At 30.6% G+C, this 20,802-nt stretch carries 31 protein-coding genes; all 31 read right to left on the reverse strand.

Going from position 1 to position 20,802, the window contains the following annotated elements:
• On the reverse strand, window positions 1-139 hold a 139-nt coding region (locus BUA92_RS17825), incomplete at its 3' end, for a transposase (protein ID WP_175550927.1).
• Window positions 140-218: 79 nt separating this feature from the next.
• Entirely contained in the window at window positions 219-794 is a 576-nt protein-coding gene (locus tag BUA92_RS17830; RefSeq protein ID WP_073021859.1) for a coiled-coil domain-containing protein, read from the reverse strand.
• Complete coding sequence (locus BUA92_RS17835; protein ID WP_175550928.1) at window positions 794-1,012, reverse strand: hypothetical protein; 219 nt, start codon at window positions 1,010-1,012, stop codon at window positions 794-796. Before BUA92_RS17835 ends, BUA92_RS17830 begins: the two co-directional genes overlap by 1 nt.
• A 152-nt stretch (window positions 1,013-1,164) precedes the next feature.
• Complete coding sequence (locus BUA92_RS17840; protein ID WP_083553582.1) at window positions 1,165-1,527, reverse strand: DUF6096 family protein; 363 nt, start codon at window positions 1,525-1,527, stop codon at window positions 1,165-1,167.
• 26 nt (window positions 1,528-1,553) lie between these two features.
• Window positions 1,554-1,976, reverse strand: coding sequence for a phage tail tube protein (locus BUA92_RS17845; protein WP_073021864.1), 423 nt, complete (start codon window positions 1,974-1,976; stop codon window positions 1,554-1,556).
• An 18-nt stretch (window positions 1,977-1,994) separates the two neighbouring features.
• On the reverse strand, window positions 1,995-2,351 hold the full coding sequence (locus BUA92_RS17850; protein WP_073021866.1) for a hypothetical protein: 357 nt from the start codon (window positions 2,349-2,351) through the stop codon (window positions 1,995-1,997).
• On the reverse strand, window positions 2,348-2,836 hold the full coding sequence (locus BUA92_RS17855) for an HK97-gp10 family putative phage morphogenesis protein (protein WP_073021868.1): 489 nt from the start codon (window positions 2,834-2,836) through the stop codon (window positions 2,348-2,350). The genes BUA92_RS17850 and BUA92_RS17855 overlap by 4 nt, the downstream gene beginning before the upstream one ends.
• Window positions 2,833-3,153, reverse strand: a complete 321-nt coding sequence (locus BUA92_RS17860) for a hypothetical protein (RefSeq protein WP_073021871.1) — start codon at window positions 3,151-3,153, stop codon at window positions 2,833-2,835. Before BUA92_RS17860 ends, BUA92_RS17855 begins: the two co-directional genes overlap by 4 nt.
• Complete coding sequence (locus tag BUA92_RS17865) at window positions 3,137-3,466, reverse strand: phage head-tail connector protein (RefSeq protein ID WP_021801698.1); 330 nt, start codon at window positions 3,464-3,466, stop codon at window positions 3,137-3,139. The genes BUA92_RS17860 and BUA92_RS17865 overlap by 17 nt, the downstream gene beginning before the upstream one ends.
• Window positions 3,467-3,496: 30 nt before the next feature.
• The gene (locus BUA92_RS23485) at window positions 3,497-3,760 is read right to left on the reverse strand and encodes a HeH/LEM domain-containing protein (RefSeq protein ID WP_207650360.1); all 264 of its coding nucleotides are present in this window, start codon (window positions 3,758-3,760) and stop codon (window positions 3,497-3,499) included.
• Between the two features lie 16 nt (window positions 3,761-3,776).
• On the reverse strand, window positions 3,777-4,715 hold the full coding sequence (locus BUA92_RS17875) for a hypothetical protein (RefSeq protein ID WP_073021875.1): 939 nt from the start codon (window positions 4,713-4,715) through the stop codon (window positions 3,777-3,779).
• Between the two features lie 30 nt (window positions 4,716-4,745).
• Window positions 4,746-5,471, reverse strand: coding sequence for a DUF4355 domain-containing protein (locus BUA92_RS17880; RefSeq protein WP_073021878.1), 726 nt, complete (start codon window positions 5,469-5,471; stop codon window positions 4,746-4,748).
• Window positions 5,472-5,577: 106 nt separating this feature from the next.
• Complete coding sequence (locus BUA92_RS17885; RefSeq protein ID WP_073021880.1) at window positions 5,578-6,066, reverse strand: DUF2829 domain-containing protein; 489 nt, start codon at window positions 6,064-6,066, stop codon at window positions 5,578-5,580.
• A gap of 156 nt (window positions 6,067-6,222) precedes the next feature.
• Entirely contained in the window at window positions 6,223-6,465 is a 243-nt protein-coding gene (locus BUA92_RS17890; protein WP_073021882.1) for a hypothetical protein, read from the reverse strand.
• Between the two features lie 91 nt (window positions 6,466-6,556).
• The gene (locus BUA92_RS17895) at window positions 6,557-7,636 is read right to left on the reverse strand and encodes a minor capsid protein (RefSeq protein WP_073021884.1); all 1,080 of its coding nucleotides are present in this window, start codon (window positions 7,634-7,636) and stop codon (window positions 6,557-6,559) included.
• Window positions 7,626-9,011: a phage portal protein gene (locus BUA92_RS17900; RefSeq protein WP_073021886.1), complete on the reverse strand. Its 1,386-nt coding sequence runs from the start codon at window positions 9,009-9,011 to the stop codon at window positions 7,626-7,628. Before BUA92_RS17900 ends, BUA92_RS17895 begins: the two co-directional genes overlap by 11 nt.
• A gap of 9 nt (window positions 9,012-9,020) precedes the next feature.
• Complete coding sequence (locus BUA92_RS23770; protein ID WP_278335149.1) at window positions 9,021-9,155, reverse strand: hypothetical protein; 135 nt, start codon at window positions 9,153-9,155, stop codon at window positions 9,021-9,023.
• A gap of 30 nt (window positions 9,156-9,185) precedes the next feature.
• Window positions 9,186-10,466: a PBSX family phage terminase large subunit gene (locus BUA92_RS17905; RefSeq protein ID WP_073021888.1), complete on the reverse strand. Its 1,281-nt coding sequence runs from the start codon at window positions 10,464-10,466 to the stop codon at window positions 9,186-9,188.
• Window positions 10,459-11,178: a phage terminase small subunit gene (gene terS, locus BUA92_RS17910; RefSeq protein WP_073021890.1), complete on the reverse strand. Its 720-nt coding sequence runs from the start codon at window positions 11,176-11,178 to the stop codon at window positions 10,459-10,461. The genes BUA92_RS17905 and terS overlap by 8 nt, the downstream gene beginning before the upstream one ends.
• 41 nt (window positions 11,179-11,219) lie before the next feature.
• Window positions 11,220-11,834, reverse strand: a complete 615-nt coding sequence (locus tag BUA92_RS17915; RefSeq protein ID WP_073021892.1) for a recombinase family protein — start codon at window positions 11,832-11,834, stop codon at window positions 11,220-11,222.
• Window positions 11,835-12,358: 524 nt separating this feature from the next.
• The gene (locus BUA92_RS17920) at window positions 12,359-12,985 is read right to left on the reverse strand and encodes a tyrosine-type recombinase/integrase (RefSeq protein WP_073021894.1); all 627 of its coding nucleotides are present in this window, start codon (window positions 12,983-12,985) and stop codon (window positions 12,359-12,361) included.
• A gap of 10 nt (window positions 12,986-12,995) precedes the next feature.
• Window positions 12,996-13,202, reverse strand: a complete 207-nt coding sequence (locus BUA92_RS17925) for a hypothetical protein (RefSeq protein ID WP_073021896.1) — start codon at window positions 13,200-13,202, stop codon at window positions 12,996-12,998.
• A gap of 68 nt (window positions 13,203-13,270) precedes the next feature.
• Window positions 13,271-14,323, reverse strand: coding sequence for an Ig-like domain-containing protein (locus tag BUA92_RS17930; protein WP_073021899.1), 1,053 nt, complete (start codon window positions 14,321-14,323; stop codon window positions 13,271-13,273).
• Between the two features lie 432 nt (window positions 14,324-14,755).
• Window positions 14,756-15,259, reverse strand: a complete 504-nt coding sequence (locus BUA92_RS17935; protein ID WP_073021901.1) for a hypothetical protein — start codon at window positions 15,257-15,259, stop codon at window positions 14,756-14,758.
• 147 nt (window positions 15,260-15,406) lie between these two features.
• Entirely contained in the window at window positions 15,407-16,813 is a 1,407-nt protein-coding gene (locus BUA92_RS17940) for a P-loop NTPase family protein (RefSeq protein WP_073021903.1), read from the reverse strand.
• 2 nt (window positions 16,814-16,815) lie between these two features.
• Window positions 16,816-17,466 (reverse strand): DUF4145 domain-containing protein, encoded by a 651-nt coding sequence (locus BUA92_RS17945; RefSeq protein WP_073021906.1) that lies wholly within the window; start codon window positions 17,464-17,466, stop codon window positions 16,816-16,818.
• 136 nt (window positions 17,467-17,602) lie between these two features.
• On the reverse strand, window positions 17,603-17,761 hold the full coding sequence (locus BUA92_RS17950; protein WP_083553583.1) for an aspartyl-phosphate phosphatase Spo0E family protein: 159 nt from the start codon (window positions 17,759-17,761) through the stop codon (window positions 17,603-17,605).
• A 15-nt stretch (window positions 17,762-17,776) separates the two neighbouring features.
• On the reverse strand, window positions 17,777-18,541 hold the full coding sequence (locus BUA92_RS17955) for a GcrA family cell cycle regulator (RefSeq protein WP_073021908.1): 765 nt from the start codon (window positions 18,539-18,541) through the stop codon (window positions 17,777-17,779).
• Window positions 18,519-18,710, reverse strand: coding sequence for a hypothetical protein (locus BUA92_RS17960; RefSeq protein WP_073021911.1), 192 nt, complete (start codon window positions 18,708-18,710; stop codon window positions 18,519-18,521). Before BUA92_RS17960 ends, BUA92_RS17955 begins: the two co-directional genes overlap by 23 nt.
• An 11-nt stretch (window positions 18,711-18,721) precedes the next feature.
• A complete protein-coding gene (locus BUA92_RS17965; protein ID WP_073021913.1) occupies window positions 18,722-19,618 on the reverse strand; it encodes a conserved phage C-terminal domain-containing protein in 897 nt (298 codons plus the stop codon).
• A gap of 182 nt (window positions 19,619-19,800) precedes the next feature.
• Window positions 19,801-20,691, reverse strand: a complete 891-nt coding sequence (locus BUA92_RS17970) for a hypothetical protein (RefSeq protein WP_073021915.1) — start codon at window positions 20,689-20,691, stop codon at window positions 19,801-19,803.
• Between the last annotated feature and the right edge of the window lie 111 nt (window positions 20,692-20,802).

Consider the following 20,802-nt stretch of genomic DNA (forward strand, 5'->3'; position numbering starts at 1 on the left):
TACATATTTCCCTTAATATTTTTCCTATCTCTGATTTATACTTCCCATATATTATTTGTCTCCTGTATTTTGGTGCAAATACTATATGATATTGACACCTCCATTTTGTGTGTGATAAGCTTTCTATGTCGTTACCCATACGACACCTCCTATGATTTATTTGTTTTGCGATTGTCAGTCGCTTTCATTTTATCATAGGAGTTTTTTTCTGTTCAGAGCTAAAGCCTTTTTGTCCACCGGCATAGCCGGAGGTTTTCTAGACAATTTAATTTCCCCTTAGCAGCATCTGCTGAAGCACTCAACTTATTTATTCTTGTCTCAACTTTTAATATCTCTTCCCTAACTTTAGCTGTATTAATACTTGATGGCTTTTGTTCCTTTGCTTTCAATTCCTGCAGCTTAGTATACAAATCAATCTGCTCTTGTATTAACGCAGGATCTGCTACATTGGTTTTACTTGTGCTACTTAATATACTGTTTATCTCTGCATACCTGGCTCTTAGTCTATCTGCTTCTCCAGTATTACCTGCTAACTGCCCTTGAAGTTGAGCCAATTTATCTTTTTGTATATCTATCTGAGCATTGGTTAATCTTATCTTTTCAGCTAAGTTATCCATCTGATTTTTTACAGCTTGAGTTCCTGGATTTATGCTGCTTGTGGCTTTGTTTATTTTATTAGTTACATTTACAGCTTCTTGGCCAACATTCTTAAACTTTTCTTTTATTCCACTTAATTGAGCTGTGGCTTCTTTTGTTTTTACAGAAATAAGTATTTTTAACTCTTCTAATTCCACTAACTAACCCCCTTTCTGTTTGAATTATGGAAGTTAGCAAAATCAAGCATTCTTTGTTTGTGAATTATGGCTTCTTGGTTAATTTTCTGATTCTCGAACTTCTCATATTCTTCTTTATATAGATCTCTATAAACCTCTATAAAGGGAACTGGTTGACTATCTTTAGATAAGATTGCAGCAACATTTATTCCTATACATTCAGCTAATTTATAATCCATAAAGGCCCTATTTTTTGCATCTCTTAAAATCCTTTTTTGATATGCTGAAATGGAATCCTGTATTTCTTTTAATGTTAATTCCCAAAAAGAAAGCACTGGAATTTCACACTCCAATGCTATTGGTAATAATTCATCAAATATCTTAATTAGGCTTAAATTGCTTTCAGCTCCTCTTTGTTCTTGTCCCCCTCCTTCAGAGCATCCTTCTTGAAAAAACCACTAACCTCAAACACATCTATTAGCTCTTCCAATAAGTCTGTCACAGTTCCTCCATTTTCTATATACTCATCATATAGATCATAAGTTTTGTCTGTATTATAACCATGTTCCAATGCTTGTAATGAAGCGTGTAGAACTGAAATCATAAATGTTACAGAAGGTACTTTTCCACTTTGACATTCTATTAGTTTATTTAAAGGAGATTCTCCTATGCTGCTTTCTAAAGCAACACAATCTCGCCCTCTTAATCTTAGTTTTAGTTCTTTATCTCCTACCTTAAATGTTTTAAATAACACTTATATCATCATCCCTTCATTTTTTATTAAGATCCTGTAGATGGATCTGTTACTGTTATACTCGATTGTATTGCCAAGTTTAAAGTGAACTCCATAACTGCGTTCACTCCTCCTCCACCAAGTTTCACACTGCATTGTGCTTTAAATGTGAATTTAGTAGCATCTGGATATGTTTGTTGAAATGGAACTACCTTTTTTTCATCTGCAAGTTTTCTCAAGATTCTATAACTTGAACCTGCACTGCCATTTTCATAATTGAATTTATAAGCTAAATCACCATAATCCCCAATTCCGTATTCATACTCTTTGTTTATTGACGCTAAATCTGTAACATCTACCTTTTCAGGATCAGCACCCATCTCAGGTACTTCTTTAAGTCCCGCTAAGTTTGTATAAGTTGTGGCTGCCTCTGTTTCTTTATATGCAAGCTCAATACCATTAGCTAACATCTTCATCACCCTTTCTTTTTAAGGGTTATAAACCCTCATATTATTTACATCAATAATTCCTTCAAACCTCATTACCTTGTGTTTTAATTGATTAGGTTCTGGAGTATCAATGCTTTGTATTCTTTTTAATCCTAAAGAAGAAAGTACCCCATCAACTGCTACTGCAATATCAGAAGTACTCCCATTATTCCATATATCTATTTTGTATCTTATATAAGCTAACTGCTCTTTATCATCTGTTTTGGTATAGGTTTTATTATCCTCTTCAATGTATTGAATGATAGGGAACGTAACCCAATCAGAAGGGTAAGCATCATTAATATTTTCAACTATCTTCTTTAACTCAGTTCTAATTAAAGGCTTTATATTTATCATTCTTTTGCTACCCTCCTTATAGTTTCATTTAGATCCTTTTTAATATTATCAACAATCGTATCTTCGTTGTTTTTAAGTGCTGGATATAGATAGGGTTGTGCCATTTGTCCTTCAATCCATCTATACCCAACATCAGGAATATTAACAAGCCATTTATCTTGTTTGTAGCTTAAAGCTCCTGGATATTTATCTTCTACAGGTGTAGTTTCTCCAGTCTTTCCAGTTCCAAATTCAACATATGCTGCATGATCACTATTAGTACTTACAGTTCCAGTAACACCTTCATCCGTAAGTTCTACCTTTTCTGTTATACTCTTTTTTAAATCTTCTTTATCTACTGGAGCTAAATCTCTAGCATCATCTTTAACCCTTTTAGTCTCTTTTTTAACTGAATCAACTATAACATCTTCAAAACTAACTCCTAAGGAATCTAGTTTTTTTAATATACTATCAAAACCACTAACATTAATACTACTTATACTCATAATAACTTCTCCAATTCAATAACCAGGTGAGAATATCTTTTTATGCTAATGATTTTATAATCAGGTTTACTTTCTTTTGGTACATAGACACATATTCCATCACCTTCAGTCATAACTTCATTTTCATCATAAAGCATGTTAAGTATATAATTTAATCTCTCTCCGTATATTTCTGCTTGTAGCTTCCCACTTGCAGGAGCTATATTAGCTTTTATTTGAATTGGTTCCTCTAAGTATCCTGGATACTTGCCACCTTCATTATCTTCTATTACTGTTTTTCTTTTTAAATAGTAAGGTTTCTTATTCTTTATTCGCATTAGTAACACCTACTATCTTTAATCTTCTAAAAGCATTTAAGCGTGATTTAATCCCCTCAGGTATTTCTGTAATATAGCTAACAGATACTCCATTTTCGCTTCTAGAAGCTTCTCCCTCAGAGCCTTGTCTATTATAATAAGTAATGGCTAGCTCTCTTTGTAAACCCTCCATTTTATCTAATAAAATATCTCTATTGCAGTAGTCTAATATTTCAGCTGCTGCATCCTCTAAAAGCATATTTAGCAGATCATCTTTGCTTGTATCATTCTTATCTATACCTAATCTTATCTTAAGTTTTTCTAATTGAGTCATATAATCACCTCCAAGATTAAAAGGAAGGGATTACTCCACTTCCTCTATCATCTTAATTAACTCATCCTTCTTTATTTTAGAAGGTATTTGAAGACCCTTTTCAGTAGCTATTTTCTTTAATTCATCCATTGTTAATGTATCTAAAACAACTTCTTGATTTTCATTTACTAATGTAGTGTCTTCACCTACAGATTCATTACTTAAATTAGTAGACTGCTGCTTTTCTTCTACTAATTTAAATCCTTCATCAATTAATACCTTAGCAATGTGTTCGTCATCAGTTATTCGCTCCACATTTAAGCGAATTAGTTTATGAACCACTCTTAGTATCCTTTATATTTGCAAATATTGAGTTAGCAGCATTATCTTTTACCCATATATCATGATATCTTCTATAATCCATAGCCCATGCATTAGCATCTTGATAAGTTTCAGGATCAAATATTCTCATATTATCCTGCTTAGTTACAGCTATAGGAGTTGTTCTTGGTACAATTATAAAGTTAACATCCTTTGCAGTAGATCCTTTAACATATCCCCCTTGAGTTTGTCCTGCTGTTTTACCATCAAATAAAGTAATTGCTGTATACAATCTATTTTGTGGTGTCTTTATTATAGGACATCCATCTAAAACTGGAACTTCAGTATCTATCCCTCCTTGAGAGAATGTTGTATTAGATATTTTTCCAGCCATAGCTAGTTCAAATTCAGTAGCAACATCATAATTAGCATGAATAACTAACTGTCCATTATATCCATTTTCTCTAATAACTTTTATTGCATATTTTAGTTTTGCAAGCACTGTATCTTTAGCAGGAGTATAACCATACTCTACATTCTTATCTTGGGCTATTCCCATGGCTGTTGCTGCTAACAGAGATAATCTATAAGCATCTATCTCTGGAGTAACCTTAGTTCTTTGGAACTCACCCATGATAGTTGATGCAGTTACTACAAATCCAGTTTCATCTACATCATTTGCATCAATAACAAACTTTCTTCCTCTATCTTGAGTCATTTCTTTAGTTTGGTATGAGAAACTTACGTCTCCATCTGCAAATCCTGAATTACCTGCTCTTCCGTAGTTTCCTAATCCATCCATAGATAATTTAGGTATCTTAACTTCCTTTCCTCCAGTGTACTTAACTTGTCCAGCATTAGCATCCATCCAGCCTGTTAACATCTCTTGTAACGCTATTTTGTCTAACTCCTTTTGAAATAGAGTTGCATACTGCATAGTATTTGCCATTTTTACATTCCTTCTTTCTTATAAATATTTTTATTGTCCTCTCATAGCCCTTGCTATTTGAGCTTCAAGTGTATTTTCATTTCCTAAACCAGCCTTAGGAGGTTTACCACCTCTTAACTTGTCATTCACAGCTTTCTCTACCGCTTGTTGCCAAGACCCTTGAGCTTTAACCCAAGCCTTTTCAATTGCTTCAATTGATTTTTGACAAGACTCTGCACTTTCATAATGAAGCACTTCCACTAGTTCTATTGGTAAATTTTTATCCGCTAAGGTTTCTGCTGAAGTAATTTTTAGTTCTCTAGTTGTGATTTCCTTTTCTCTTTTAGCTAAATTATCATTTAATTCAGCTACTCTTTTTTCTTCTGCATCTTTAGCCTTTTGAGCTTCATATTTAGCCTTTTCATTAGCTGTCATAGCTGCTAACTTTTCAGCTTCTGTTTTTGCTTCTTCTAGCTTTTGATTATATTCTGTTTCCCATTTAGTCTTAGCAGTTTCAAGAGCCTTAGATACTCTCTTATCAAACTCACTTTGATATTTCTTATCTTTTAATACATCATCAAAGGTTTGCTCACTACCATCTTTACCATCACCAGCTCCATTTTCCCCTTCGCCAGTACCAGTTGAAGTATCACCTTCACCTGTTCCTGCTGCTCCAGCTACTCCATCACCAGTATCAGGTGCCATAAATCTCCTTGAATAAGGATTACTTAAGACTCCAAAAAGTTGTAGATTCATAATTAATTTTTTTCTTTTCATAACTTCCTCCTTACCCCTAATGTTCAATGCCCACTAGGTTTAATTATTTTTAAACAGTTTATAGCGTCTTATTTAGGACAAAAGAAAAAAGCCTTAAAAATAAGACTTAATCAACAAAAGTATAATCTTCAGCAAGTATATCTGTTTGACTAGCTAACCAAGGGACAAATTTATTATCAGCTGTCTTCATACCTATCCAAGGTAGTAGTCCTTCGCAAGGCTCCTCAACAATTGATAACCCAACATCATAATAGCCATTAGGAACTAATTTTAAATGCATCCCTTTTCCATTCCAACCGCTTCTGGCAACTTTTAATCCTCTCTTTAAATACTTAATAGCTTCACCAAAATTAAAAGTTGCTGTTCCACCTAAAACAGGAGTACTACCAGCATCAGCTACAATCCACTCATCGCTTAATATATTTTGTAATGTGTACTCCACTACTTGTGTTTCTCTTATGTCAACTTTCTTACCATCCTTACAATGCATTATTATAGTTTCTTTTTCATTATCCCAAAACCAATATCCTGCCCATGATGGCAATTTAATACCAAGCCCATCTTTCATTAGCTTAAAAGCTTTGTCAAAATTCATTTATATATCCTCCCTTTTCATGTCGCTAAACATTGATTTACCGACACAAATTAATATTAATGATAATTTTCAAATTGTTTTTATAAAATTTTCTGCATAAAAACAATAAATACACAACTAATTTGCATATTTATTCTAATTTTTATTGAATATTATTCAACAAGGAACTAATTTTATATTCTTATGCTTTTTCTGTTCTTCATTTATAGCTTTTATAAGTTCCTTACCATCTATATTTATAGATACTTCACTAGTCTTTTTCATTTCTTCTAGTTCTCTTTTCATGCCTTCAGTAACTTCTGCCAAACTGTCGTTTTGTTTTTTAACATGATAATTTACATAGATGTCATATACACTTGAAGCAATAACTATTAAAGCAGCAATATTGATTAAAATCACTTATTTCTCACCTCCTTGGAATATCATCATTCATAATCAAGTACTCCCTTATTTTTGAACATAATAAAAGCACCTACATAAGTAAGTGCTTCTATTTATCATGAACTTTCTTTTCTAACATCTTTGTTTGTTCTTTACCATACTTTTTAACAACAAACTTATCATACCATTCTTTATAATTCATGTTGCCAGGTATTATATAAGTTTTTCCTGTCACTGGATCTCTAGCTCTTCTCTTCAGTCTTTCTATATTTTCAAAATAGGCTCTTGTGGTACTTCTGCAATATGGATGTAATGGTGGAAGATTTACGCCAACTTTAGCTTTATCAACTTTTATTATCTTTCCATCCATTTCTCTACATACATCAGATGTTCTTAAGTCTAAGGTTGCTACATATATGTATCTTTCTATGCCTAATTCTTTATAGCTTTCAAGCTCAGCTGCATTTACAATATAAGTAGTTTCAGTTCTTATTAACCTTTCTGCAGCAAACTTACCATAGTCAGTTAATTCCCTTAGTTCATCTGCCATTCTCCTTGAACTCTTACCAGCCATAAGTCCACTAGTTATTACTTCTTCTAACTTCTCCACTAGTACATCTGTATTATGCCATATACGCCTAGAGTAATGTTTACCACTCCATTTGTTCTTTAGTATCTCTTGAATTGTTTGTACAGGCATTTGAGCAACATTAAAGCCTACTCCTATACCTTTCTGAATATCAAATATATTTCTATGATATGACTTACTTGAGGTATCTGTATATAGCTGAGTGCTTGTATTAATCTCAACATCAGCTGCTAATTTTGTATTAATATAAATACTCTCTTTTATAGCTTCAAGCCTTGTTATTCTTGCTTTATAGGCTTTAGCATTAAGTTGAGACATTAAATACTTCTTTAGATCCTCATCTTGGATTCCTTTAATTTTTACTCTAATAGAATCTAATTCTTTTTGAGATACGCTAGTATTTAACAACTCCATAGCTTCAGATTGAGTTAAGCCACCATCTAATACAAATTTATTAAATATCTTCTCTATATCCTTATTTATATCTTTAATAGCTTTATCATAAGCAAGGTTAATTTTATATATAGTTTCATCAGATGATTTATGATATTCAGCCATTCTTTCATTAGCTCTATTTTCCCAATAGGTATTACTCTTCATCTACCTCACCATCTTTTTTAATATCTTTAAAGTCATATGATCCAAAAGACTTTTGATGTTGCTCAATCTTTTTCTCATTCTCTTTATCAAGGTTTTCTCTTTCCTTATCTACATCAAGCTCTTCATCAAACCTTTTAACCCTAGTTTCCCAACTTATAAATCCTTCTGTCATTTGAGCTATCCTTGCAAGTAATTCATCATCTACTGGTAAGCTACGTTTCATAGTGATATCTATATTGTTAGAATCTATATTTTTAGCTTTAATATTCTCTATATTACTCATAAGCTTTAACCTTTGTCTTAATCCTTTTTTAAAGTATCTTTCCTTTATTTTACCTAACTGCTCAAAGGCTAGAAGCTTGTACTTCATAGCTACTCCACTTGCATTACCTACAAAGTTTTCATCAGTTAGACAAGGAACTTTTGAAAACTCGTGAATATCATCCTTAAGGCTTTTCTTTAAAACTTCTATTTCTGTTTCATTAAGATTTTTAACTAACCACTTGGCATCTCCACCTGGATCAAGTTCTAAAATTTTAAGTTCTTTTATTAATTTCCCTGTTTTAATCTTTTCTTCTTCATCATCACCTAAAGTTGCTCCTATAACAGCCAAAAGAGCATCAACCATTTGTTCTTTATCATTTACTCTATCTGATTGTAAAAGGTTATATGCATCTATTAGCGTTATTACTCCTTCAAAGTCACCTTTGCTTTTCTTATTATTTTGATACTCTATAAATGGTATCTCTCCAAAATAATGTTCATTTAAATCAATTTCCTTTGGAGTTTTGCTACTTAAATCTTGAAAGAAGTAATGATATATTTCTGTATCAGTATATATGTGAACATCATACCCTGTTTTCTTATCATCAATATCCTTTTTCTCAAAATAAGTTGCTGCAAACATAGGTTTATGCTTTACTGTACTATCTACAACTAAAAATCCATTGAAGGGACTTACTACAGCTAAATCTGGATATGGTACCTCATCATCATTCATATATAAAAGCTCATTACCTAATCCAAATATACTAATATCTATTGCTAACTCATTATTGTGTGAATCTTCATCTATGTCTGTAAATATATCATTCAATGCTTCTGAATCATCTCCAGAGTAACTTATTGGAGTTCCAAACACATACCCCACTCCCATATCAGTTATATACTCAGCATGATTACAAACTAATTTATTGTTAGGTAGTGAAGGACTTGATAATGTTCTTCTTTTAATATCATGTTCACCATCATAATAATCATTTAGTTTCTTATATCTAGTAATTAAATCTTGATGATTATCCAAACATTTAACCAATAATTCTATAGGAACAGAACCATCTTCATTTAAAAGTTCCCTTTCTTTTATAATTGCCATTTTATCACCTCACTTTATATCTCTAAATCTAATTTTTTTATTATTTTTAGTTTCAAATCTTTTCTTTACCTCATATGCCTCTTTGACATAATAAACTATCAGGTTTAATGCTACGGAGAATATTGTTATAGTTAAAATCTTCATAATTACCTCCCTTAATAAAATTCCTATTTTCTACCTCAATCCTATTTTTGACTTACTACTAACCTTAATCTTCTTACTATTAATTTCATCTTCCATTCCATATCTAGCAGCATCAATAGCGTGGTTATTCTTATCAGGATATTCACCTTTTAAGTTTCCATTCTTATCTTTTTCTATTTCATATTCCATGAACTCTCTTTTTGTATTAGGGCATCTAACAGGATCTATTATTATTTCCTCTATTTCTTCAGATAAATATTTAAGACCATGTTCAACTGAATCTGGCCCTTTCTTAGCTCCTATAATATTTAACCCTAACTTCTTAAATTCATTTATTGTTCTTGGTTCTGTATCTGATGTTACTCTTTTGTTTAATGGGTTTAGCTTCTTAATTGCTTCAACAGCTTTACTATTACTTAATTGGACTTTATATATCTCACCAAAGATATAAAGCTTCTTTCTTGTCTTATCATAATGCATTAATAAATAAGCTAATGGATCAGCTGCATAACCAAAGTCTAATCCATTCTTTAATCTATCAAATACTTTTATTTCTTCATCTGTTATTTCTCTAATGGTTAAGTTTCTAAATACTTCTCCACCAGTACCAGTTACAGCTCCTAAATAATCATGTTCATACTTAGTTGGATTAACTTTCTTCATGTGTTCAGCTTCAATTATGAATTGTTCTCCTAGCCATTCTCTTGGTACACTTCTATAATCACTATGATGGACATATTTATCTTCTCTAGCTTCAAGGACTTCTTGGTTACACCAATTCCTCTGTGACTCTGGAGGATTGAATGAATAGAATACAAAAAACTTAGGGCCACCTCTCATTAATGATTGATTTATAGTGTCTATTTTAGGTTTTCCTTCGAACTCATCTACTTCTTCATACCATATGTATTTAATATATCCTTTAGGAACTTTAGTAGATTTAACTTTCTTAGGATTATCTGCACCTTTAAACCTTATAACTTGTCCAGTAGGCTTATATGTTATAGTTAGCTTAGATTCTGGTACATGCCACTCATCACTTACACCTAAAATATCTATTGCCCACTTAATTTGATCTCTTACCGATTCAGATAATGTATCTTTTACCCTTCTTAAGATAAGAGCGTTTGACATTATCCCTTGCTCTGCATCTTTCATTATATTAAGAACTATTTCAATAGATATCCATGAGGATTTAGTGCTACCCCTTCCACCTTTAAGCCAATAATGTGTATGTAGTCCTTTCTTTAAGTCGTTATGAAGCGCATAGAAACTAGATGCAATTATTGATTTAAGTCTTACCTTAATCATCTATATCATCCACAATAACTACATTACTTGAAGAACCTTCTGTATTTCCTAGTTTTGCTTTCAATACTTCAATACGTGCTTTTTGTTCTTCTGTAGCTAAATCCCAATTCTTATGAAGCATTTCATCATACTGTTTTATCATGTTGCTTAATGTTCTCATAGCATCTGACTGCGCCCTTAAGAATGTGGCTTGTCTATCCCATGCGAATTGAAATTCATATTCAAACTCTTCTTCAGATTCATTGCTTGAAGTTTTTTCTGTGCTTCTATCTTTAGTTTTTACTTTTGATTTCTTAAGCTCTTTTATCATTTCACTTTTACTTTTAACATGCATTATCTTTTGCGACCTTATTATAGCAGCATATTTCATTTTTATATTATTCCATAGTATTTCTAGTGGACTCATTTCTTCTATAGCTTCAAAAATATCATATGCTTGTTTAGGAAGATATTTAGAGTAGAACCCATGTTTATATCTGTTCTGATTCTTCTCAGGAGCTCCACCTTTATTTCCTAGTGCATTCTTATTCCCTTTAGGTGCACCAGCTCTCCCTTTAAGTTTATATTTCCATGTGTCCTGGCTTCTCCATGAGTTTATATTACTTACCTTTTCATTTAATAAATCAGCTATTTCCTTTGATGATATTCTTCCACCATGCTCTTTATATATTTCAAAAGCTTTATCTCTGTTTGGACTTCTTACTCTACTCATATTAATTACCTCCACAATAAAAGGTGTCCATCCTGGACACCTTACTTATAATTCTTTTCTTCGTATCTTTTTATATATTTATATAATGTTGTTCTACTCTTCAATTTAAGAAGGCTAGTAAATTGTATTGCCGTTATCTTATTATCTTTCCATTGTTTATATAACTTTTCGAATCCTTCTGGCAATTCAGCTTGTGGTCTACCTTTATACTTACCCTCTTTTTTAGCAAGCTCTATTCCTTCCCTTTGTCTGCTTCTTATTTTATTTCTTTCTTCTTCTGCAATAGCTCCAAGAACCTCAATTAAAATATTATTAATCATTTCAAACACCCACTCACTACCTTCAGGAAAATCCATTAATGTAGTTGGGATATTTAAAATTTTTACCCTAACTTTCTTTTCTTTGTAGTAATCAAGTTCATCTTTTATGCTTTCTTTATTTCTTCCAAGTCTATCAAGTTCTTTTATTATTAATGTGTCGCCTTGCCTTAATAGCTTTTTAAGTTCCTGGTACTTTTCTCTATTAAAATCTTTTCCACTTTCTTTATCCATATAGATATTCTCATGTTTTAACTCATCACAAAAATCTTTAAGAGCTTTCACTTGTCTATTTTCATTTTGTTCTTTAGTTGAAACTCTTACATATCCAAAAATCATAATCTCACCCCTAATTATATTATAAGTGTTCATTTTAAGTATGTAAAATTCACTGAACACTTTTGAAGGTTATTTGATTAGATTTTAGTATGTTTTTCTCTTACTTTCTTTATTTATTTCATGTACTCTTTAGAGTTTACCCAAAATGAACATATAAAAAGTGTCCATAACGGACATTTTTTTCTTTTATTTCATTATCTTATTTTAAACTATAACTTTTCTCCCAGAGCCTTTATGTTTAAACGCATATAAGGCACTGATTGAGTTAATCCTCTTCAAAATAACTATAACTTTTGATGTTTTAGACCCCTAAAAAAACTCCGCCAAAAGCAATGATTTTATAAAACTAGCTCTATCCATTGATATGACTAACTTTAAAGCACTTTTTTAATTTATCTCTAAATCGGTAATAAGCTATAGGATTACGGATATCGTTTTTTATATACATATAATAGTAGGAATCTTTTATTTTCTCTTTGAATCTGCATACCCCACTTTTTTACCGATTATAAGGTCAAAAAAAATTAAAGCTTGTCGTCAGCTAAAGCAGCTGCATCATCTTTAATCTCATTATTTAATCCTAAATATCTCTTTGTTGTTTCAATATTCATATGCCCTAATGCTATTCTTACATATTCCAAATCTCTTTTAGCCTCCCATAATCTACTTGCATAGGTTTTTCTCATACTATGGCCACTTATATTCTTAAGCCCTAAACTCTTGCCAACAGCATTTAAAATCTCAGAATATGATTTAGCTGAGATATGTTCATTCTTATTTGACGGGAAAGCATATTCAGATTTACTTTTACCTTTGATATATTCTCTTAATAACTTTCTTAGATTAGCTTTAATCATAACTTCTCTTGGTGGTGGTCTTTTCTTTTTAGAGTTAGGATAATTCTTCATGTGAGTTTCCCAAGCTTTATATTGCTTTTTCTCCTGGATTGTAAATCTCTCATCTTCAAGAGATTCTTTAATCTGACCTATAGTTAAATCCACTATATCTTGCGTTCTATAACCAGTAGCAACTCCTATATAAAACATCATAAGATTCCTCTCAGGATATTCCTTACTCATTTCTTCAAGCTTATATTTAAACCTATTGTAGCTTCTCTCTGGTATAGAATTAGCTGGAACCTTTCTTGGCACATCATCTCACCTACCTTTGCCTTATGGCTCCTTTTTCTCTTTTGTAGCTCCTTGATTTCATACATTCATTTATTCCCTCAAAAGGATCATAAAATAAAGTCATGGTTTCACATGACCTACTATCAATACACTTCTTACATTCAACTGGAGACTTAGCACATATCACTTTATCTCCATGAAATTTGACGTTTAAATTAAGTTTTCTTTTAGTTGACATTTACTGAGCCTCCTTAATTTATGGTATAAAAAAGACACCCAATAACTTGAGTGCCTATCTATAATTATTTAATTAATTACTGTATATGTTCTAACTTCATATGAAGATATCTTATCAAATACAACATACTCTTTTACTTCTTTGTAAGGTTGAATCTTCTTATTGAATCCAAACTTAGGTTGTCCTTTACCATTGCTGCTATCAAACCAGTTAGTGAAAGCTTCTATTTCACTATTAGGTAAATCATATTCTTTAGTTTGACCATTAGTCATTGTTATAGCTAAAATAGCTCTATCATTACTAGGTTGAACTACTGTTACAGCACAAGTTGCAGCTAAATTAGTGCCATCCTTTGTCTTAGCTGTTATTGTAACACTCCCTGGCTTTATAGCAGTAACTTTTCCATTTTCATCTACAGTAGCTATGGATTCATCACTTGATGTCCATGCAACTTTCTTATTTTCTGCGTTGTCTGGCTTTACTGTAACTATTAAGTCTTCATTTTCTCCTATATTTAAACTTAAAGAAGTTTTATTTAATGATATTTCACTTACAGCAACTGTTGACGCATCTATTAAGTATCCTATTTCATCTATATCAATTGCATCTATATGAAATAACTTTTCTTTATTTACTATTTTGCAAGTATGAATACTGTCTGATAAATCTAACTTTTCAAATACGATAGCTTTATATGTGTGGTTGCCAATTTCATTTATATTTCCGATAAGGACATTATCTATATAAACCTCAGCTTTTGTAGTTAGAGTGTTTGGATAAATTAATCCTATTATCCTTAACTTTGTTCCAGAAAATTTAAAGTTTACTTCACCATTAACATCCACCGAAGCACACGAAGATTTATAATAATAAGGATCCTTAATTTCTCTATAATTACCAATATATACAACTCCAACTTCAGTATTATCATACCTTTTCCATCCCTTTTCAGGAAGTTTAAGTTGCTCTCCAACCTTAGCACTATTCTCATCTGTGTTATTTAAATTGCTTATTCCAATCACTGCATCCTTCTCTTCTGCTTTAACACTTTTTACATTTCCAAATGTCACAAAAGTAAATGCTAAAATAATGCTTAAAACTAAGCTAATTTTCTTTTTCATTGTTATTTCCCCCTTAAATTTAATCTACTAGTATTATATCTTGTACTATTTTGTAAATTCAAGGATTTATTTACTACAATTTCCCACATATTACTTTATCTTTTATAATATAAGTAAATTTTGTAAAGATAATTTATATTGCTATTAAAATAGGCAACAAAAAGCAGCCACTCAATTGTAGCTGCTTTATAAAAAGGAGAACTAAATAATGAAAAACCTTAGTCATCATTTAATTTTATTATAGAATCTCTATGTGTCTTTAATGTGTCATCTTAATAAATATTCTGTTAATAACTAAATGTCATCTAACAAAGATTAGATTTTTAAAGAAATCATCTTAACTTCTTCCACAATATCATTCTACAATATAAAATATAAAATTTGTGATATCTTCTAGGTAAGTTATAGGTAAATTTATGCTACTTACTACAATTATTCAATTTTATATCCATATTCATTATAAAATTGCTTTAAAACAGTTTTTAACTTCTCTAATGCCTTTTTAGATTTTTTCCTTAATGCATCTACTGTTAATTGCTCTTTAAAACTTATCTCAATTTCATTCCATGATATTTTATCATTTATGTATTTATTCTCAACTATAAATAATTCTTTTGTATTAAGTACTTTTAATGCTAATTCTAACTGATTAACTTCTAATCTAGTAAAGAATATCTTACCTTCTTCTTTTCTTATCCACTCTTTTAATATCTCTTCATTTAATTCTTTGTCACTAATAAAACCACTTACTGGATCTATTCTTTTTGATCCACTAGGAGCTCCTGGCATTCCTAATTCTTTCGACTCAGGAAGAAAGTCTTTATACCATTCTTCTGGATGAGCAATACACCACTTATATTGCTCAATCCTAGCCTCAGTAGTTTCAATAATAACCTTCTTCGTATTATGTTCTTTTAGTATTTCATCTATTTTCATGTTAATCACTCCTATGTTATAATTAATATAAGTGATAATAAATTGAAAGAGAGCTTAGAAGTCTGGAAACTGATAGCTCTCTTTTTTATTCTATATAAAAACACCGTGCCTTCAATTAAGAATTACGATGTTTTTATTGTACTTATTCTATTTATAAAAACCTATAGCTGATCCATAGTTTTTAAGTTTATTCAACGTATAATTTGCTATTTCACCATAAGTGGTTTTCTTTCTCCACATAAATTCTAATCTTACTATTTCTTCTGAAATATTACATTTCAAATCAGATCTTCTATTATCGAATCCAGCAAGTTTACTTTCAACTTCATATTGATATATTAAATTTTGCTCAACTAAAGCTTTTCCTATTTCCCTATTTAAAATTCTATCATTATTACTAGCAATACTAGTTATTTTAACAAATTCATCGACGTTATCTTGAGTATTATTAATATTTTTTCTATGTTTAATATTACTTCTTGATAATGAATCTGCAAGAGATGTAGAATTTATTTTTAATCTTTCCTTTTTATCTATATCGCAATTAATCCCATTTTGATTAAGTAGGTTTTTTAAATCATCTTCCTCAGTACTTTTAATTATTGAAAGAGCTATGGAAATTGGTATATGTAGTATTCTACAATCTAATTTATTTGCTAAAAGTCCAATTGTAAAGTCTTGTTTTAATTTGATAGAAGTATTAGAAAATGTAGCCTCAATAACTCTTTTTATATCAATACTATTATCAGAGCCTTTTGTAAAATAATTTACTTCTTCAATTGGATCGTCTCCAGAAATAACTATAATCCACATCCTAAACATCTCTTGGCGTATGAAAAATTTATCTAAATTCTTATCAAATTTACGAATTTTTTTAGACATTGTTTTTAAATATGTTCCTATCGAATCGCATTCATTGATTAGTTTTGTAGCATATTCATCAGAAACTCCAAATTCTAAAAGAGATCGTCCATAATTAAAGAATTCAAAAGTATTTTTTACAATTTCTAAATAATCCTCCTTAGGAGGCCCAGTAAACTCGTATATAGTATCCTCATCCATTATTGATGTTCCACCAATATTATTAGCAAAATCTTTTATTTCGTTTACCATTTCCTCACCATTACACGGCCAAATAATTAAGTTTCTTTCCCCCTCATCTTTTCTTACAAACTTATTAATAGCTCGTATATCTTTCTCTAAAGAATTAAATGATATTTCCGTATAAGATTCTCTATTCTCCAATACTATTATCCGTAAAGTACTTCCACTAATATTTAAATCATCTAACACCATTTGTAAATCCTCTGTCGGTTCAATTGATATCATCTCAATATCATCAATAAACATATGTAAAGTATTCAAAAAAGTTGTTTTTCCAACCCCTGACCTACCTTTTAAAATTAAAAAAGCACCTCCACCTGTTATTTTCATTTCATATCGCAAATCTACTATTCTATCTAAAGCTTCGTCTACTCTAACAATGATTCTTTCAAAATCCCTACCAGAATTATTCATTTTTTCAAATCTATTTGGCAATACAAATTCTTTCATGTTTAATCTCCTGTATTTTGTTTAGGTTCCACTCGTCTTTCAAGTACGCTTACTTTATATGGTAAAATATATATATATTCTAATATTATTTGTGTAAAATCGATAATACTATTTATATCTGCATTACTAAAAACTATTTCATCACCATGAGCAGCTGAATTTCCAAGTTTTCTAATAACATGAGTCATTTTATCTAGTAATGGTGGAATTATACCCTTTTTAGATAACATAGAGATTTTATCAACTAAATTTCCAGAGCCTTCACCATTATCCTTACATATCTTATCTAAAGTTCGTCTAATTGAAAGTGCACATATAGCTCCATCAATATTTTTTACTTTCAAAGCAGCTTCAAATGCTTGTCTAATTTCATTAGGAACTCTTTTATTATCGTACTTTACATTAGGATATAAAATTTCTGAGTGAATAATTGGCACTCCATTTATTTCAACATCCTCAGACCATACATATTCCTCTACTATTGTAATTTTTTCACATACAGGACAAAAATACATAAACCATTTAGTCACTTCCCAGCCTAACTCTTGACTAAAATTTTCTTTTTTATGATATCCTACATTCTCCATCTTGGTTTTATTTCCGCAATGATAACAAGTTAATAATTTCTCTAAATTTTCTGTTTTTCCCCCCATAAATCCGCTCCTTCATACTCATTTTATATATATATTATTGGGTTTTACATTAATAGAAATTATATCATATTATTGTAATTTTTTCATCTACATTTCATTATACTATTCAATTATCAAAGAACCCACACCATTTCCCCTAACCTCTAGCCCCCAACCTTCTCCTCTGCTCCATAGCCACTAGCTTGTCTAGTTCCTGACTAACCTTTATTGTCTTGTCATCATTGAATCCATATGTATCCATAGCTTCATACATTTCAGCACGTTTCTTTTCTATAAGTATTAATATATCTCTCATAACCCACCTCTTTATTTATGCTTTAGTTTTTGATTTTAAAGTGTCCGCAATGGACATCTGTTCAAACATTGAGCATGCATCCTTATACCGTTTAGTTTTTGTTATATTCCTAATTGCTTCATAGCTCCTGTTAACTGCTTTGGCTACATGCTTATACCTGTAACCTTCTTTTGTCATCTGGTATACTTTTAGCAGCTCTTTTGCAGTCCAACCCTTGCTTCTCTTTCTCATTCCTATTATTGATCTTCTAGCTACTACAGCCTTTTCTGTTCTGCCAATCTTAGCTGCTATTTCACTGTCTGATAAACCTTTATTACTTAGTATTCTCAACATGTATATTTCTTCATCTGTCCACTTGTATTTTTTGATTTTCTTACGCTGTTCATCCACCCATTTAGGTTCATTTGCTAATATATTTTTTTCCAATCTATTAAAATCAATAATACCCTTATTTCTCTCTGCCCACTTCCAAAAATCAGATATATTGAATTTTACTAACTTACGTTTTCCTGCAGCTTTAACTGTGATTTCCTCTAGCTTATAAACTCCTATCCATTTTTGTTTTATTGACTTAGGATCTGTTTTAAATACTCTGGCTAATTCAGCTAATGATATATACTCACCGTTATTGTCATAGCAGTTAATCCCTAGCTGAGAAGCTTTCTTTTGAACTGCTAGTTTTGTTCTTCCTAGAATTCTGCATAGAGATTTTAAGTCTTTAATCCCATAATATTCACCTAGCTTTTCAAGTTCATCATCAGTCCACCTTCTGCATTCCATTGCAATTCACCTCAACGAAATATATTTTCATAAGCTTTGAACACACTTTTTTGCTATTAATCACCTTTATTTCTTTGCCAATGTTTTTCATCTTTCTTTTAAATCTTTCTAGAGCAATCTCATCTCTTTCCCAATCTGCTAACTTTAAAAATTCAATTTCATTTTCCATCAACTCACCCCCTAACTATCCCAACCTAATAGTTTTCTTTCTAAGTCATCATAGTCATAATCTCGCCCTTTAAAATTATCAAACCTAAGCTTGCCCTTATTTAAATCATGCTGATTAGATTTACTAAGAGAAGTAGTCTTTATATTTAAATAACTCTCAAACTTATCTCCAAATAAAGTTTCTGGTCTTAGATAGTCTTGCATCTTTGGATCATTAAGCCACTTCTTGCTCATGTTACTTATGACCATAAAGAAATCTTCTAGACAATAGCCATCTTTAATTCTTGCACTGATTAGCTTCTGAGTTTTTTTATTACTAGCTCTAAATTTAGAATTAGCTTTATTGTTCAACTCATCGATTACTCGACTATATATATCTTTTAAATTGGATTTAGTAGATGGATATAGTAGATGGATATTTTGCTCGGGATTTAAATCCGAGTTAGTCGGATTCTGTTCCCCGTTACTCGGATTCTCTTCCAACTGCTTCGGATTATTTTCCGACTGGTTTATAGTATTCTTTTTAGGTTTATTCTGTGGATTTTTTGAAACATTATCTTTTTTCAATGCACTCGGATTAGTATCCGATATCAAAGTTATATAGTTCTCCCCAATATTATAGAAACTGTATGTTCCACCCTCTCTTACTGTAATAGACACTAGTATTTTCTTTTCACAGAGCTTCTTAAGTCTTCTATAAACAGAATCCTCCTTTAGGTTTAATATAGGATACTCTTCTATTACCCCTTTGTAACTGAGCCAGTAGTACTGCTCTTCATCAACTATTCTAGATTTCATTTTTCCGCTGCCTTTGAAGTCAACAAAATATCTTAATAATATTGCATCTTTATCATCTAACTCATATTCAATTAATTTTTCTTGTAAAAAACCATTAACTGTATACTTCATTCATCATCACTCTCTCTTCTGTAAATTCTTAAAAATATAACTTTAAATATTCTTATAAATATAACAATATAACTTTATATATTGATAAGAATATATAGTATTTATGCGGGTTTACAGCATTTAAGTGCAAAAAAATACCGTAAATCCATTTCTGAATAATACGGTATTCATATATCTTAGCTTTATAATATTATTGTAGTTCCTGGAGAAATTTTACTAGGATCTATTATTCTTTTACCTTCATCACTCTCTACTATAAATACTGACGTAAATCTAATTTGCTCTTCTAATTCTACTTTCTGATATCCATCTAAGTTTATTTCTAAATCTTTATCATCTATTCTTAGCTTATAATTATAATAACTAGCCAGCCAAACATATTTCTTTAATACTTCACTCTGATTGTAATAATCTTTCATGTTATTTTCTATAAATGTTTTATGCTTCTTTAGATTCCTCTCTGAAAAATCACCGAAGTATCTAAGACTATTTATTCGCCCAATATAATCAACAAAATATATATCTTTATCCTTGAATATAAGTCCACTTCTTATTAATGAATTTAACAATTTTTCAGATTTTAAATCTTTATCATTACAATAACAAGTATCTATAATTATTCTAGGATAAATAGCTTTATTACTTTCTGATTTATAAGCATTTACCAACGCTTTAGAAAACATAAGATTTTTACTTCTATAATGATTTCCTATAGATATGGCTCCTCGAAATATTATATTATAATTTATGGATTGAACTTGTATCCCCGCAACAATTAAACACAAGATATACATTTCTTTATATAGATATTCTTCATAGCCTTCTGAAGTCTCATCATGCTCAATTTGAGTAGTAATAATAATACTGTCAGAGAATATTTCATATGAATACTTATTAACATCTTCGGTGTTTTTAGAATCTAAGTATTCTTTTATACAAACTTCAATTATTTCCTCTATTTTATTAATAATTATCAACGGTTCGCTACTTTCTTCTGCCTTATCAATCAAATCCTTATAACCTAAAATATCTATAAATGCACATAAACTCTTATTATATTCTTTTTTGTCCATAAATAATCCCCCATAATTTTATTCGCACAAAAATTATACCATATTATCACATTATGTTAAATAGTTTCAAATACCGTATTATTCACTTTTCAAAGAACATTGTGTTAAACA

The organism is Clostridium intestinale DSM 6191 (genome assembly GCF_900130055.1).
GTDB classification, from domain to species: Bacteria; Bacillota; Clostridia; order Clostridiales; family Clostridiaceae; genus Clostridium_T; species Clostridium_T intestinale.